The following is a 15598-nucleotide window of genomic DNA, read 5'->3' on the forward strand; positions in this document are numbered from 1 at the left end:
TCGGCGGTCACTACATACCGTCTAGAGATCCGCTGACGAGGGCCGCTTCCCCGCTGGTCGACCGCCGGGGAAGCCGCCCTCGTCGGCACGTCTCCCGAGCCCTGCCGTCCGTTGATATGCATCTGAGTGTCGTCCAATCGGATGATTCCTGTGACTGCCGATACATTCGACATATGAAACTCGGATTACAGCTCGGCTACTGGGGCGCACAGCCTCCGACCAATCACCGCGAACTCGTCGCCGCAGCCGAGGCGCACGGATTCGACTCGATGTTCACCGCGGAGGCGTGGGGCTCGGACGCCTACACTCCCCTCGCCTGGTGGGGCTCCGAGACCGAACGAATCCGGTTGGGCACCTCCGTCATTCAGATGTCGGCTCGGACACCGACAGCGTGCGCGATGGCAGCCCTGACACTCGACCACCTGTCCGGCGGCCGACACATCGTCGGCCTCGGCGTCTCCGGACCGCAGGTCGTCGAGGGCTGGTACGGACAGCCCTTCCCCAAACCACTGGCCCGCACCCGCGAGTACATCGACATCATGCGCCGGGTCTGGGCGCGCGAAGCCCCCGTCACCAGCGAGGGTCCGCACTATCGGCTGCCGTTGACCGGGGACGGCACCACCGGCCTGGGCAAGGCGCTCAAACCGATCGTCCATCCGCTGCGGTCGGACATCCCGGTCTTCCTCGGGGCCGAGGGCCCCAAGAACATCGCGCTGGCGGCGGAGATCGCCGACGGCTGGCTGCCGCTGTTCTACACGCCGCGCCTGGCCGATCAGTACAACGAGTGGCTCGACGAGGGCTTCGCTCGGCCGGGCGCGCGGAACACCCGTGAGACCTTCGAGATCTGCGCGACGGCGCATATCGTCGTCACCGACGACCGGGAGGCGGTGTACGCCGCCGTCAAACCGATGCTCGCGCTCTACCTGGGCGGTATGGGCAGCGAGGACACCAACTTCCACGCCGAGGTCTATCGCCGCATGGGCTACGCCGACATCGTCGACGAGGTGACCGCCCTGTTCCGCTCCGGACGCAAGGACGAGGCGGCGCAGATCATCCCGGATGCGGCGGTCGACGACTCGGCGATCATCGGCGACGAAGCGCACGTACGCGAGCAGATCCGCGTCTGGGAGGCCGCCGGAGTCACCACGATGCTGGTGTCCCCCGGTTCGGCCGCCGAGATCGAGCGTCTCGCCGCACTCGTGCGATGAGGCTCTGCGCCCGCGAGTCAAGGTGAACGGAAAGTTAACACGCAGGGAATGATGGTTGACGGCGAGTGGATCAATGGTTACCTTGGTGTGGACTGAAGAAGACGGAGGAGGACTCCACCATGCGAAACAGCACCAGTCCGACGTTCGCGTCGACCATCCGCGGTTACGGCAGCCGGATCAACAAGATGATGCACATGAGCAATGCAGACCGCGCGGCACTCCAGTTGTCGAACTCGCCGGTCGCAGTGCTCGGATCGCCGCAGCAACACCGCTGACACCCCACCTTCAGTGACGAAGGCCTCGACCCCACCGGGTCGGGGCCTTCGTCGCGTGTGGCCTGCTCACCCCTTGCCTGCTCACCCCGGTCGCGGCACACCGCTCGTCAGATGCCAGTAGCCGCATCGGCATTCGTAGCAGCGCAGCGACGGTCGGCCGCGCGAGGACCGGGTGATCGCGAGGATCGCACCGGCGACGGCGGCGTAGTCGGGGTACGCGATCTTCTCCGGCGTTGGACACACGACCGCGGTGGTCTCCACCAGGCGACGTCGACGGCGCGGGCGCGCGTTCGCGGCAGCCGTACTCGACTCGATACGTCGGTAGAACTGCTCGAGTTCGTCGTCGTCGAAGAGCGCCACCCGCTTCATTATCCTCGCGCGCGGCCGACATGCGCGAGCGACGTCCATGCCGCGCGCGCCCGCGGGCCCTACAGGCGAGGGAGCACTCGATACACCGACAGTTCCTTCGGAACGCCTTTCGCACGGAACCGCCGCTTCTTCACCGCGTACCGATCGGCGTCGAGGTCTGCGAGAGTCGTCTCGCTGACGAAGATCTCGCCCGCGCCCGCGCCGTCGCACACGCGCGCCGCGATGTTCACGTCGACGCCGATGTAGTCGTCGCCGACCGCTCGCGGTTCGCCGGTGTGCAGACCGGCACGCAGGGCGGGCCGATGTCCGTCGACGGTGATCGCGGTGACGGCCTCCCCGCATTCGTAGGCGGCGTCGACTCCCTGTGCGGCGTCGACGAACACGGCCATCGTCCCGTCGCCGAGCGTCTTGACCACGTGTCCGCCGTGCCGGCGGATCACTTCGGCGCACACCCGGTTCACCTGCCCGATCAGTTCCAGGACGCGATCGTCCCCGGCGCGCAGCGCCCAGGAGGAGAAGCTGACGAGATCGGTGAACAGGATCGTGACGGCCACCGGCGCATCGGCGGTCGTCGGGCGACGACGTTCGACGAGATTCTGCCACACGGCGACCGACGCCAGACCGAGCTCGCGGACGGCACTCTGCCTGCCGGGCCGGGAGTCGCCGATCACGCGGGCGATGCGATCGGAGGTGCGTTCGGCCACGGGCGGGAAGACGTGGGTGTCGGCCGGTGCCAACCGTCGCGCGATCTGTGCGGCCTTCACGGCGGCGTCGGACGAGTCGGTGCGGGAGATCAGTTCACCCGCACGGTGCAGCGGCGACTGCGGTTCGTCGCCGTGGGGCGTCTCCGGACGCGGTCGAGTCACGGTGACGAGTGTACGGCGGCCCGGCGGGAACAGTGGAGTTCGAGCCCGGTGTCGTCACGACGGTCGTCGGCGGCCTCGGTCATCGGAGCCGTTCGGCGGCCGCGGCCAGGGCGACGAGTTCGTCCGTGAGCACGGTGAGCTCGGCGGCGTCGGCGTTCTCGGCGACCGCCGTGCGCACGTCTTCGGCGGCGCATCGGACGGCGAAGAGCCGGTCGCCCAGTGCCGCGGCCTCGTCGGTCGAGAGGATCACCGCGTCGGCGGGAATAGCGGTGCCCGCCAGAAGCGTTCTCTGTTCGTAGGCCCGCTGGCGGCACGACCGTTTACAGTATTTCCGCCGACGGCCCGCATCGGAGTCGACCATCTCCCGCCCGCACCAGGCGCAGGCGTACGGGCGCTTGTGGGGTGAGGTCGACGACACGCTGAGCACGTTACCCTCACCGACCCGCACGGTCTGCACGGCGACACGTCGCGACGCGTAGACTGGTGTGGATAATCTGCCAGAGAGAGGAACCATGAATGGCTGATCGAGTACTGCGCGGTAGCCGTCTCGGAGCGGTGAGCTACGAGACCGACCGCGACCACGACCTCGCGCCGCGGCGGATCGTCCAGTACCGCACCGACAATGGTGAGATCTTCGACATCCCCTTCGCCGACGACGCGGAGATCCCGTCGAAGTGGCCGTGCAAGAACGGTATGGAGGGGACGATCCTCGAAGGCGCCGAGCCCGAGGAGAAGAAGGGCAAGCCGCCGCGCACCCACTGGGACATGCTCCTGGAGCGCCGCTCCGAGGAGGAGCTCGAGGTTCTTCTCACCGAGCGGCTGGACCTGCTCAAGCAGCGTCGCCGCGGGGGAACCGCATAAGAGATCACGACGGCGGGGCCTCGACTCGATGAGTCGAGGCCCCGCTCGTTCTGTGTCGGCTCGTTCTATGTCGGCTCGTTCTGTGTCGGGCCGCCCGCGAATGCACCGGACGCGGGGTGGAATCGTCCGACCGGCCGGCGCGGGTCAGCGACGGAGCTTGGCCAGACGCCCCTGAACGCCCCACCGGGCCACGTTGATGAAGGATTCGGCGATGACGCCGCCGTCCATCTTCGATTCGCCGATGGCGCGCTCGGTGAACGTGATCGGGACCTCGCGGATGGTGAACCCGTTCTGCAGGGTGCGCCACGCGAGATCGATCTGGAAGCAGTATCCCGCCGACTCGACCCGGTCCAGGCCGATGGTCTCCAGGACCTCGCGGCGGAACGCGCGGTATCCGGCGGTGATGTCGTTGACCTTGACGCCCAATGCGATACGCGCATAGGTGTTGGCGCCCTTGGACAGGAGCTCACGTCGTTTGGGCCAGTTGACCAGGGCGCCGCCGGGAACGTAGCGGGAGCCGATCACCAGGTCCGCGCCGTCGTTGATCGCGGCCAGGAGTCGGTGCAGCTGTTCGGGGGCGTGCGAGCCGTCCGCGTCCATCTCCACGATAACCCGGTAGTCGCGGTCGAGTCCCCAGGCGAACCCGGCGAGGTAGGCCTTGCCCAGTCCGTCCTTGGCGGTCCGGTGCAGCACGTGGATCCGGTCCGCGGCGTCGTCGGCGGCGAGAGCGTCCGCGACCTCGCCGGTGCCGTCCGGACTCGAATCGTCGACGATGAGCAGATGCACGTCGCCGAGCGAGGTGAACAGGCGCTCGGTGATGAGCGGGAGGTTCTCGCGTTCGTTGAACGTCGGGACGACGACGAGCGCGCCCGCGCCCTGCTGCCCCACCACGCTCTGATCGCTACCGCTCATCGTGCTCCTTCGTCCCACCGGTCGGCGACCCATCGCGGGTCCTGCGAAGCCTAGATTCGCCGACGAACATTTCGAGGTTAGTCGTTGCCACGAGCGCGACCAAAAATGCGATCGCCATGACCAGGAGAACGACTCGCTCGGGCCAGGGGCCGAGCCGGACCGCGGGGGTGGCGCCCTCGCGCAGTTCCATGGCGCTCTGCAGCGCCGCGGGCTCGAACAGTTCGCTCGAGGAGATGATCGAGCCGTCGGGGCGGATGAGCGCGCTCAGTCCGCTGGTCGCGACGACCGCCGTCGACCGCCCGGTCTCGACCGCTCGCACCCGCGACATCGCCAACTGCTGGCTGCTCATGTCGGTGAGTCCGAACGTCGCGTTGTTGGTCGGCACGTACAGGAGCTGAGCGCCGTCGTCGACGGCCTGCCGGGGCGAACGGTCGAAGGCGACCTCCCAGCAGGTGGACACGCCGATTCGGACCGGCCCCTTGGCCGTCTGGGCGGTCAGGATCGCCGGACCGGTTCCGGGCTGGAAGTTGCCCGCCCGGTCGGCGTACGAGGAGAAGTGCCGGAAGAATCCGCGCCACGGCAGGTATTCGCCGAACGGCTGGATGATGTGCTTGTCGTAGCGGTCGGACGGCAGGTCGTCGGCCACCCCGTCATGCAGTCCCCACAGCAGGACGCTGTTGGTCGGGCCGTCGGCTCCGGGCATCAGCGTGCCGACGGTGATCGGGGCCCGCGAGACGGTCACCGCTCCGCGGATCTCGGAGGCGGCGTCGGCGTTCTGGAGCGGTGGGATGTCCGAGGCGTTCTCCGGCCAGAGCACGAGGTCGGGCTGTGTGCGCTCGCCGTCACGCACCTGACGGGCGACGTCGAGGGTCTCGCGGACGTGATTGTCCAGGACGGCGCGGCGTTGGGAGTTGAAGTCGAGCCCCAGTCGGGGCACATTGCCCTGGATCGCGGCCACCTCGATCGTCGAGGAGCCGTGGGTGCCGGGGGCCCCGGTCGCGGCCAGTACGCCGCCCGCGATCAGCGGGACGATCAGCGCGGCGGTCGGCGCGAGCAGTCGACGCCACGAGGCGACGCCGTCGCGCAACGCGATCGCCGACAGGACCAGCGATGCGCCGCCTGCGCCGACGAGCGCGACGAGCAGCGAGACGCCGGGGGCGCCGACGACCGATGCGGTCGGCAGCAACAGCCCCGAGGTCTGACTGAACACCGCTCGTCCCCAGGGGAATCCACCGAACGGGAAGGACGAGCGGATCGCCTCGACACCGGTCCACGCCACGGCGAACCACAGCGGGGCCCACCGCAGACGCATGGTGAGCGTCGCGATCGCGCCGAACGCCGCCAGGTACAGGGCCATCACGACGCTCAGCGCCAGCCAGGGCACCGCACCGACGTACTCGCCGATCCACGGCAGCAGCGGAACGAAGAACACGAGCCCGAACACGAACCCCGAGAGTGCGCCGACCCGGATCCGGGGTCGGCCCACACGCAGCACCGCGTACAGCAGCCCGAGCGAGACCGGTGCCAGGAACCAGAGGTCACGCGGCGGGAACGCCGCGAACATCAGTCCACCCGATGCGGCGGCGCCGAGGGGGCGCCACGCCCACGCGGGCATCCTCACGCAGTCGGCCGCTCGTACACGGTGACCCCGCCGATCACCGTTCGCACGCATTCGGGCAGTCGTGCGCCCGGTGCGACGTCGGGCAGTGCGGGCACCCGCGAGCGCGGGTCGGTGGACCAGCGTTGCACACCCGCGTGCGAGGCCGCGACGACGAGGGCGTCGACGTCCCACACCGCGTAGTGTGCGGGTGCGCCGGGAACCAGGGTCCCGGTGAGACCGTCGTTGACTCCCCCGGCACGCCAGCCGCCGCGGGTGCAGGCCGCGAAGGCCGCGCGCGGCGAGACCGCGTTGGTCGGAGCGTGGTGGTGCACGGCGGCGCGGATGCTCGCCCACGGATCGATGTCGCACACCGGTGCGTCACTGGAGAAGGCCAGCGCGACACCGGCTCTGGCGAGTCCGGCGAAGTCGTTGAGGGTGGGTGCCCGATCGCCGAGTCGACGGATGTAGAGGGCGTCGTCGCCGCCCCACTCATCGTCGAAGAGGGGCTGCATGCTGGCCACTACTCCGCATCGCGCGAAGAGTTCGGCCTGTTCGGGGGTCACCATCTCGGCGTGTTCGAGGCGATGCGCGCAGCGCGCCAGCGCCGGGGTGCCGAGTTCGTCGGCCACGGTGGACATCGCCGCGGCGACTGCGGCGACGGCGCCGTCCCCGATCACGTGGAAACCGGCCTGCACGCCTGCCAGGGTCGTCGCCCGCAGGTGATTCGCGATGGTCTCCTCGTCGAGGTAGGCCACGCCGAACTCGCCGGGCGCGTCGGTGTACTCCTCGGTGAGCCACGCGGTGCGCGAACCGATGGCGCCGTCGACGAACAGGTCGCCGCCGATCGCATCGGCGCCCATGGCCGAGACCACCGCGCGCGCCTCCTCCAGCGTGCTGACCGGCTGCCCCCAGTAGCGGCGGACCATCACCGGGTGATCGAGATCGGCGATCGAGCGGAAGTCGTCGACCCCGCTGATGTCGGGTCCGCCGTTCTCGTGGACGGCCACCACGCCGCGGGAGGCGGCGTGGTCGAGCGCGCGCAGCTGGGCGCGGCGGCGCGCTTCCGGAGTGATCAGCGCGCGGGCCGCGGCGCGCACGCGATGGTGCGCGTCGGCGACGAGGGGACCCTGAGGGTCGAATCCGGTCGCGGCTTCGATGCCGTGGACCATCTCGCGCAGCGCGCTCGACGCCGCCGCCGAATGCTCGTCGATGCGCGACAGGTAGATCGGCCGACCGCCGGCGACCGTGTCGAGGTCGGCGGTCGACGGCGGCATGTCGTCGGCGTCGTTCTCACCGGCCCACGTCGAGGAGTCCCAGCCCAGACCCCAGACGATCTCGGCGTCGTGGTCGGCGACGTAGGCGGCCAGGCGTGCCAGGCAGTCGGTCCGGCTGGTGGCCTCACTCAGGTCCAGGCCGATCAGGCGCAGTCCGGTGTCGGTGAGGTGGACATGCGAGTCGACGAACGCCGGTGCGACGAAGCGTCCTTCTAGGTCGACGATCTCGGCGTCGGGATGCAGGGCCCGACCGACGTCGTCGGTCCCCACCCAGACGACGGTCCCGTCGGTGATCGCGAGGGCGGTGGCATCGGGCACGGCCGGCGAGGAATAGACCATCCCGCCGAGAAGCAGCTGAGTCGTCACGGGTCGATTGTGTCAGGGCGCGCCGGATCAGCCGCGTGCGGGCGGCGGCTCGGGGAGGCCGGGCACGTCGATGTACACGGTGCCGTCGGGCCGACGCTTGGTGACGTCGACGACGTCGGAGGTCTCGTCGACCACGGAGCCCTCGACGGTCCCGTCCACGTATCGGCCGTTCCGGACACGGCCGCCGGGGACACCGCCGAGGATCGCGGTGGCACGCCGCAACATGCTCGCCTCCACGGCCGGGCGCAGCACCGCTCGGGCGGGCGGAGTCATGAGCAGCAGTCCGACGACGGTCGACACGACGCCGGGCAGGATCGTCAGGACCGCGGCGCCCGCGAAGAGCGCGCCGTCGCCGGCCGGGCGGAGATCCGTCGGGCCGCGCCGTGTCGCCGATCGCAGATCGGCGGTGAGCCCGCGCGCCCGTCTGCCGAGGACGGCGAACCCGAGCGCGGCCGCTCCGACGGTGATCAACAGCGCCCACCCGAATCCGAGGAAGTGGGTCAGCGCCCAGAACGCCGCGATCTCCACGACGAGGTAGGCCACGATTGCGAGCCTGATCATGTGTCGTCACTCTCCGATGCACGAGGTGTGTTCTAGAGGGTGTAACGCTCGAGACGACGGATTGGTTCCCGGCGGGAAGGCGACGCGCGTCCTACTCCTCGCCGCGCCCTTCGATGTCGCCTTCGGCCTCCAGGTACACCCGACGCAGCCGGTCGAGCAGTTCGGCGGGCGGCTCATGCCACATGTCGCGTTCGACGGCTTCCAGCAGACGTTCCGAGATACCGTGCAGCGCCCAGGGATTGGACTGTTCGAGGAACTCTCGGTTGGTCTCGTCGAGCACGTACTGCTCGGTGAGCTGCTCGTACATCCAGTCGGCGACGACGTCGGTCGTCGCGTCGTAACCGAACAGGTAGTCGACGGTCGCGGCCATCTCGAAGGCGCCCTTGTAGCCGTGACGGCGCATCGCGGCGAGCCAGCGGGGGTTCACCACCCGGGCGCGGAACACGCGGGAGGTCTCCTCGTGGAGGGTGCGGGTGCGCACCGAGTCGGGGCGCGTCGAGTCGCCGATGTAGGCCTCCGGGTTCTCCCCGGTCAGCGCGCGGACGGTCGCGACCATGCCGCCGTGGAACTGGAAGTAGTCGTCCGAGTCGGCGATGTCGTGCTCGCGGGTGTCGGTGTTCTTGGCGGCGACGGCGATCCGCCGGTACGCCGCACGCATGTCGTCGACCGCGGCGACGCCGTCGAGGTCACGGCCGTAGGCGTAGCCGCCCCATTCGGTGTACACGGCCGCGAGGTCGTCGTCGGTGCGCCACTGCTTCGAGTCGATCAACTGCAGCAGGCCCGCGCCGTAGGTGCCCGGCCGCGAGCCGAACACGCGTGTGCTGGCGCGGCGGGCGTCGCCGTGCTCGGCGAGGGCGGCACGGGCGTGCGCGGCGACGTAGTTCAGCTCATCGGGTTCGTCGGCGTCGGCGGCGAGTCGCACCGCGTCGTCGAGCATGGTCACCACATGCGAGAACGCGTCGCGGAAGAATCCGGAGATGCGGATCGTCACATCGATGCGCGGGCGGTCGAGTTCGTCGAGCGGAACCAGTTCCAGACCGGTGATGCGCCGCGACATCTCGTCCCACACCGGGGCGACGCCGAGGAGCGCGAGGATCTCGCCGACATCGTCGCCGGAGGTCCGCATGGCGCTGGTCCCCCACACCGACAGCCCGACCGACGCCGGGTACTGCCCGTGATCGGCGAGGTACCGTTCGACGAGCGAGTCGGCCATCGCGCGACCGGTCTCGAACGCCAGTTGCGAGGGAACGGCCTTCGGGTCGACGGAGTAGAAGTTCCGGCCGGTGGGCAGGACGTTGATCAGACCGCGCAGCGGCGATCCGCTCGGACCGGCCTCGATGAATCCGCCGTCGAGGGCGTGCAACACCTGGTCGATCTCCCGCGACGTCTCACGAAGGCGCGGAATCACCTCGTGGGCGGCGAATTCGAGGATCGCACGCACCTGGTCGGGGCGGCCGTCCGCGGCGGCGGCCACGGCCGCGTCGGACCAGTCCCCTGCCGCGCAGGCCGACACCAGATCGCGGGCGATCTGCTCCACGCGGTCGACGTCGCCGCGGGCGGATTCGTTCTCGACCAGGCCGAGCGCCTCGCGCAGTCCGGGAAGCGTCTGCGATCCGCCCCAGATCTGGCGGGCGCGCAGCATCGCGAGCACCAGGTCCACCTCGGTCTCGGCGTCCGGCGCCTGCCCCAGGACGTGCAGCCCGTCGCGGATCGCGGCGTCCTTGATCTCGCAGAGCCAGCCGTCGACGTGCAGCAGCATGTCGTCGAAGACCTCTTCGTCGGGCCGTTCGGCCAGCCCCAGATCGGAGTCCATCTTCGCCGCGGTCAGCAGCGTCCAGATCTGCTGGCGGATCGCGGGGAGTTTGGACGGATCGAGCGCGGAGATGTTCGCGTGCTCGTCGAGCAGTTGTTCGAGGCGTTCGATGTCGCCGTAGCTCTCCGCGCGCGCCATCGGCGGGATCAGGTGGTCGACGAGCACCGCGTGCGCGCGACGCTTGGCCTGCGTGCCCTCACCCGGATCGTTCACCAGGAACGGGTAGATCAGCGGGAGGTCGCCGACGGCGGCGTCGGTTCCGCAGTCCGCGGACATGCCGAGCGTCTTGCCGGGTAGCCACTCCAGGTTCCCGTGCTTGCCGATGTGGACGATGGCGTCGGCGCCGAAGCCCCAGCCGTCGACGTCGGTGCGCGAGGCGAGCCAGCGGTAGCTCGCCAGGTAGTGGTGGCTCGGCGGCAGGTCGGGGTCGTGGTAGATCGCGACGGGGTTCTCGCCGAATCCGCGGGGCGGCTGCACCAGCAGGACCACGTTGCCGAACGTCATCGCGGCGATCACGATGTCGCCGTCGGCGTTCACGGAGCGGTCGACGAACAGCTCGCCCGGGGGCGGACCCCAGTGTTCGACGACGGACGCGCGCAGTCCGTCGGACAGCGTCTCGAACCACGCGGTGTAGTCGGCCGCGGACACCCGGATCGGGTTGGCGGCGAGGGCCTCCTCGGTGAGCCAGTCCTGATCCTGCCCGCCGGCGTCGATGAGGGCGTGCATCAGGGCGTCGGGATCGTCGTCGGCCTCGGTCGCGCCGAGACCGGGGATCCCGGCGTCGATCGTGTAGCCCGCCGTATGGAGGGCGCGCAGGAGGTGGACGAGGCTGCGCGGGGTGTCCAGACCGACGGCGTTGCCGATCCGCGCGTGCTTGGTCGGATACGCCGACAGCAGCAGGGCGATCCTCCGGTCCGCGGCGGGCAGATGTCGCAGACGGGCGTGGCGCACGGCGATCCCGCCGACGCGCGCACAGCGCTCCTGGTCGGGCGCGTAGAAGGGCAGTCCGTTCTCGTCGAACTCCTTGAACGAGAACGGGACCGTGATGATCCGGCCGTCGAACTCGGGCACGGCGACCTGGCTGGCGACGTCGAGCGGTGAGACACCGTCGTCGGCGGCCTCCCAGTCGGCCCGCGACGACGTCAGGCACAGACCCTGCAGGATCGGGATGTCCAGGCCGGCGAGGCGTTCGACGTTCCAGGCCTCGTCGTCGCCGCCGGCGCCCGCGGTCGCCGGTGTGGTGCCACCGGCGGCGAGGACGGTGACGATCAGCGCGTCGAACGTGCCCAGGTGCGCGATCAGGTCGTCGTCGGCGGCCCGCAGCGACGCGCAGAAGACGGCTTCGGCCGCCGCACCGTGGGTCTCGATCGCGCCGCAGAGCGTGTCGACGTAGTCGGTGTTGCCCGCCAGGTGCTGGGCGCGGTAGTAGAGGACGCCGATGCGGGGCGCGTCTGCGGAGACGGCACCGGCGGCGCGTTCGAGCGTCCCCCACGCGGGCGTCTCGACCGGCGGGGCGAAACCCAGTCCGGTGAGAAGCACGGTGTCGGAGAGGAAGTCGTGCACAGCCTCGATGTTGGCGCGCCCGCCGGCGACGAAGTAGCTGTGCGCCTGCGCCGCGACGCCGGTCGGCACGGTCGAGAGCGCCATCAGATCCGGATCGGAATTGAGTTCACCGGAGAGCACGATCACCGGAACCGACTGCGCGAGGACGGCGTCGAGGCCCTCCTCCCAGGCTCGTCGACCGCCGAGGATCCGGACCACCACGAGGTCGGCGCCGTCGATCAGTCCCGGGATCTCGTCGAGGAGGATGCGGCTGGGGTTGGCCACCCGGTAGTCGGCGCCGCACGTGGCCGCGGTGCGCAGATCGGTGTCGGACGTGGACAGCAGTGTGATCACGGGGTCACTCCTCGCCGGGTTGGCGCGCCCGGCATCGTAGGGTCGACCGGGTGCACCCGGCCTGGGGTGCGACGAGGGGTCTGGCTCGGGGCCCGTGATGCGGCCCCTCACAGTGGCGCGTCCGCTCCGGCTTCTCACCGGCTTCTCTCGTCGCGTATGTGTGATCAGCGTAATTGATGGGTCCGCGGCGGCGGGCGGCGGATCCGCCGAGAGTCGGGCCTACCCTGGAGGGGTGAGTTCTGCGCCGTCGTCACCCGTCCCCGATCGCTGCCCGGGCGTGTTCCGCACGCACACCGCGGCCGACGGGGAGTTGGCGCGCATCCGCGTGCCGGGCGGGGTGATCGACGCCGCGGCTCTCGAGGCTCTCGCGCTGGCGGCCGACGAGTACGGCGACGGCGCGATCGAGATCACCGTCCGCGGCAACCTTCAGGTCCGCGGGATCAGCGACGTCGCCGGATTCGGTGCCGCCGTGACCGCCGCCGGACTGGCCGGCGACGCCGACCACGATCGGGTGCGGAACATCGCGACCTCGCCGCTGACCGGTCGGATCGGTGGGCTCGCCGATCTGCGTCCCGTCGCGGACGAGCTGGGCGCCCATCTCACCGCGCAGTCGTGGTCGAGCGGCCTGTCCGGTCGATTCTGGTTCGGCCTCGACGACGGGCGCGGCGACGTCCTGGCCCACCGCACCGATGTGACCGGTGTGGCGGTCGACGCCGACTCTGCGGTCGTCGTCGTCGACGGCCGTGCGGTGGGCGGTCCGATGCCGCTCGCCGACCTCCCCGCGACGATGGCGCACGCCGCGTCGACGTTCCACGATCTCGCCGACGGCGCGTGGCGTATCGGCGATCTCCCCGCGGCTCGTCTCGCCGAGCTCCACGAGCGGCTCGAGACCGTCGACCGTCGGATCCCCGATGCGGTGCACCCCGATCCGCGAGTCGGCTGGTTCGAGCAGTCGGACGGGCGGGTGGTGCTCGGCGCCGTGGTTCCGTTCGGGCGCCTCACCGCCGAGCAGGCGCGCTACGCCGCGGCGGTCGGGCGACCGGTCACGGTGACGGCCGAGCGCGAGATCCTCATCGGCGACCTCGACGAGGCCGTCGCCGAGACCGTCGTCCGCGTCCTCGCTCCCCTCGGCTTCGTCTTCGACGCGCGGTCGCCGTGGGTGTCGCTGACCGCGTGCACGGGATCACCCGGCTGCGTGAGATCGCTGGCGGATGTGCGCCACGACCTGCGCAGGCACGTCGCCGCCCGCCACCTCGACGACGATACGCCGTCCGCCGAGCACTGGGTGGGGTGCGCACGCGGGTGCGGATCCCCCGCCCGCCCGCACGTGCGCGTCGAGGCGTCCGGCGACGGATATCGGCGCGGCGCACGCTGACCGAACGCTCGGGCGCCCGCCTGTTCGGGACGGACTATCGGCTCGGTTTCGGGACGAACCATTGCCTCGGTTTCGGGACGAACCATCGCCTCAGTAGTCTCGAACGCACTATGACCGAGTACATCCGTGACGGCGCGGAGATCTACCGCCGTTCGTTCGCCATGATCCGCGAGGAGTCCGACCTCGCCCGCTTTCCCGCCGATGTGGAGCCCGTGGTGGTGCGGATGATCCACGCCTCCGGACAGACCGATCTGGCCGACGACGTCGTGGCGACCCCGGGCGTGGTGACGGCCGCGCGGGCCGCCCTGGCCGCGGGCGGACCGATCCTGTGCGACACGAACATGGTGGCCTCGGGTGTGACGCGCACGCGACTTCCCGCCGACAACGACGTCCGCTGCCACCTGCGTGAACCGGGCGTCGCCGAGCTCGCCGAGAAGATCGGCAACACGCGTACGGCCGCCGCACTGCACTATTGGCGCGAGGACCTCGACCGTGCGGTGGTCGCCATCGGCAACGCACCGACCGCACTGTTCGCGCTGCTCGATCTGATCGACGAGGGCTGGCCGCGGCCGGCCGCGATCATCGGCGCCCCGGTCGGCTTCATCGGGGCGGCCGAGTCGTGCGAGGCGCTCGCCGCCCGCACCGACCTCGAGTTCGTCACCGTCCGTGGACGACGCGGCGGCTCGGCGATCACCGCCGCCGCACTCAACGCCCTCGCGAGCGTGGTCGAGTGAGCGGCAAACTGTGGGGTGTGGGACTCGGTCCCGGCGACTCCGAGCTGGTCACGGTCAAGGCCGCGCGGATCATCGGCGAGGCCGACGTGATCGCCTTCCACTCGGCTCGGCACGGGAACTCGATCGCACTCGGCGTCGCCGGGCCGTACCTGCGCGACGGCCAGATCCACGAGCGGCTCATGTATCCCCTCACCGTCGAGACCACCGACCACCCGGGCGGTTACGCCGGGGCGATGAGCGACTTCTACACCGCGAGCGCCGCGCGGCTCGCCGAGCATCTGGAGGCCGGACGCGATGTCGTCCTCCTCGCCGAGGGCGACCCGCTGTTCTTCAGTTCGTACATGCACATGCACAAGCGTCTGGTCGATCGTTTCGAGGCGGAGATCGTCCCCGGCGTCACCTCGGTGAGCGCGGCCGCGGCCGCCGTCGGCATCCCGCTCGTCGAGGGTGAGGAGACGCTCACCGTGGTGCCCGGCACCGCCGAACCCGGTGAGCTGGTCGCGAACTTCCGGTCGGGCAGGGCGCTGGCGGTGATGAAGCTCGGCCGGACCTTCGGGAAGGTTCGCGAGGCCCTGGAGACGGCGGGGCGGCTCGACGAGGCGTGGTATGTCGAACGCGCGTCGACCGACCGTCAGCGGGTGGAGCGCGTCGCGGACGTCGATCCGGCGACCGTGCCCTACTTCTCGCTGATCGTGGTACCCGGCGCGCGGAACAACCCGTACGCCGGCGAGCAGCGCGGCGCGGGTGAGGTGGTCGTGGTCGGCCTCGGTCCCGGCCCCGTGGACCAGACGACGCCGCAGGTGGCCGCCGAACTCGCCGCCGCGACCGATCTGATCGGCTACACCACCTATCTCAAGCGAGTCGCCGCGCGACCGGGGCAGCGCGTGCACGCCAGCGACAACCGGGTCGAGGCCGAGCGCGCCGAGTTCGCGCTCGATCTCGCCTCCCGCGGCGCCCGTGTCGCCGTGGTGTCTTCCGGCGATCCCGGTGTCTTCGCGATGGCCGCCGCCGTCTGCGAGGTCGCGTCCGAACCGGCCTGGCGAGACGTTCCGGTCCGCGTGGTGCCGGGCGTCAGCGCGGCGCACGCGGTCGCGGCGCGCGCCGGTGCGCCGATCGGTCACGACTTCGCGGTGATCTCACTGTCGGACCTGCTCAAGCCGGGTGCCGTGATCGAGGACCGGCTGCGGCACGCGATCGCCGCGGACCTCGCCGTCGCGATCTACAATCCGGCCTCGGCCAAGCGCACCGAGCAGATCGAGCGGCTCAAGGAACTGCTCACCGAACTGGTGCCCGCCGATCGTGTCGTGGTCCAGGGCCGCGATGTCGGCGGCCCGGGCGAACGGCTGCTCGTCACCACGGCGGGAGAGTTCGATCCGACAACCGTCGACATGCGGACCCTGCTGATCATCGGCTCGTCGACGACGGTCGCCGCGCGGCGGCCCGGCGGCGATCTGGCGTTCACCCCGCGGCATTACGGGCGCTGATCCG

Annotated in this window: 14 protein-coding genes; 6 read left to right on the top strand and 8 right to left on the bottom strand. The window is 70.4% G+C overall.

What is annotated here, in order from left to right; translation table 11 throughout:
• Nucleotides 1–173: 173 nt before the first annotated feature.
• Both BKA16_RS15420 and BKA16_RS15425 read left to right on the top strand, forming a co-directional pair.
• Nucleotides 174–1208, top strand: coding sequence for an LLM class F420-dependent oxidoreductase (locus BKA16_RS15420; RefSeq protein ID WP_183371521.1), 1035 nt, complete (start codon nucleotides 174–176; stop codon nucleotides 1206–1208).
• A 119-nt stretch (nucleotides 1209–1327) separates the two neighbouring features.
• Nucleotides 1328–1483, top strand: a complete 156-nt coding sequence (locus BKA16_RS15425) for a hypothetical protein (protein WP_183371522.1) — start codon at nucleotides 1328–1330, stop codon at nucleotides 1481–1483.
• An 81-nt stretch (nucleotides 1484–1564) separates the two neighbouring features.
• Here the strand turns inward: BKA16_RS15425 and BKA16_RS15430 are convergent, their stop codons facing one another.
• From BKA16_RS15430 to BKA16_RS15440, 3 genes are all read right to left on the bottom strand, one after another.
• Nucleotides 1565–1843, bottom strand: a complete 279-nt coding sequence (locus BKA16_RS15430) for a hypothetical protein (protein WP_343067450.1) — start codon at nucleotides 1841–1843, stop codon at nucleotides 1565–1567.
• A gap of 68 nt (nucleotides 1844–1911) precedes the next feature.
• Complete coding sequence (locus tag BKA16_RS15435; RefSeq protein ID WP_183371524.1) at nucleotides 1912–2718, bottom strand: adenylate/guanylate cyclase domain-containing protein; 807 nt, start codon at nucleotides 2716–2718, stop codon at nucleotides 1912–1914.
• Nucleotides 2719–2797: 79 nt separating this feature from the next.
• On the bottom strand, nucleotides 2798–3079 hold the full coding sequence (locus tag BKA16_RS15440) for a hypothetical protein (RefSeq protein WP_221247439.1): 282 nt from the start codon (nucleotides 3077–3079) through the stop codon (nucleotides 2798–2800).
• A 155-nt stretch (nucleotides 3080–3234) separates the two neighbouring features.
• On the opposite strand from BKA16_RS15440, the gene BKA16_RS15445 reads away from it, so the two are divergent.
• A complete protein-coding gene (locus tag BKA16_RS15445; RefSeq protein WP_183371526.1) occupies nucleotides 3235–3579 on the top strand; it encodes an RNA polymerase-binding protein RbpA in 345 nt (114 codons plus the stop codon).
• A 144-nt stretch (nucleotides 3580–3723) separates the two neighbouring features.
• On the opposite strand, the gene BKA16_RS15450 is transcribed toward BKA16_RS15445, so the two are convergent.
• The 5 genes from BKA16_RS15450 to cobN all read right to left on the bottom strand — a co-directional run bounded on the left by BKA16_RS15450 (nucleotide 3724) and on the right by cobN (nucleotide 12001).
• Nucleotides 3724–4491 (bottom strand): polyprenol monophosphomannose synthase, encoded by a 768-nt coding sequence (locus BKA16_RS15450; RefSeq protein ID WP_183371527.1) that lies wholly within the window; start codon nucleotides 4489–4491, stop codon nucleotides 3724–3726.
• On the bottom strand, nucleotides 4481–6106 hold the full coding sequence (gene lnt, locus BKA16_RS15455; RefSeq protein ID WP_246372372.1) for an apolipoprotein N-acyltransferase: 1626 nt from the start codon (nucleotides 6104–6106) through the stop codon (nucleotides 4481–4483). Before lnt ends, BKA16_RS15450 begins: the two co-directional genes overlap by 11 nt.
• Nucleotides 6107–6108: 2 nt before the next feature.
• Nucleotides 6109–7731 carry an amidohydrolase family protein gene (locus BKA16_RS15460; RefSeq protein WP_183371528.1) on the bottom strand — a complete coding sequence of 541 codons (1623 nt, stop codon included), beginning with the start codon at nucleotides 7729–7731 and terminating at the stop codon, nucleotides 6109–6111.
• A 27-nt stretch (nucleotides 7732–7758) separates the two neighbouring features.
• Complete coding sequence (locus BKA16_RS15465) at nucleotides 7759–8292, bottom strand: FxsA family protein (protein ID WP_183371529.1); 534 nt, start codon at nucleotides 8290–8292, stop codon at nucleotides 7759–7761.
• 91 nt (nucleotides 8293–8383) lie between these two features.
• Nucleotides 8384–12001, bottom strand: coding sequence for a cobaltochelatase subunit CobN (gene cobN, locus BKA16_RS15470; protein ID WP_183371530.1), 3618 nt, complete (start codon nucleotides 11999–12001; stop codon nucleotides 8384–8386).
• A 232-nt stretch (nucleotides 12002–12233) separates the two neighbouring features.
• Here cobN and cobG point away from each other — a divergent pair, with 232 nt between their 5' ends.
• The 3 genes from cobG to BKA16_RS15485 all read left to right on the top strand — a co-directional run bounded on the left by cobG (nucleotide 12234) and on the right by BKA16_RS15485 (nucleotide 15594).
• Complete coding sequence (cobG, locus tag BKA16_RS15475) at nucleotides 12234–13376, top strand: precorrin-3B synthase (protein ID WP_183371531.1); 1143 nt, start codon at nucleotides 12234–12236, stop codon at nucleotides 13374–13376.
• A gap of 110 nt (nucleotides 13377–13486) precedes the next feature.
• Nucleotides 13487–14110 carry a precorrin-8X methylmutase gene (locus BKA16_RS15480; protein WP_183371532.1) on the top strand — a complete coding sequence of 208 codons (624 nt, stop codon included), beginning with the start codon at nucleotides 13487–13489 and terminating at the stop codon, nucleotides 14108–14110.
• A complete protein-coding gene (locus tag BKA16_RS15485; protein WP_183371533.1) occupies nucleotides 14107–15594 on the top strand; it encodes a precorrin-2 C(20)-methyltransferase in 1488 nt (495 codons plus the stop codon). Before BKA16_RS15480 ends, BKA16_RS15485 begins: the two co-directional genes overlap by 4 nt.
• Nucleotides 15595–15598 lie beyond the last annotated feature (4 nt).

It is taken from the genome of Gordonia humi (genome assembly GCF_014197435.1).
In the GTDB taxonomy this organism is placed as follows: Bacteria; Actinomycetota; Actinomycetes; order Mycobacteriales; family Mycobacteriaceae; genus Gordonia; species Gordonia humi.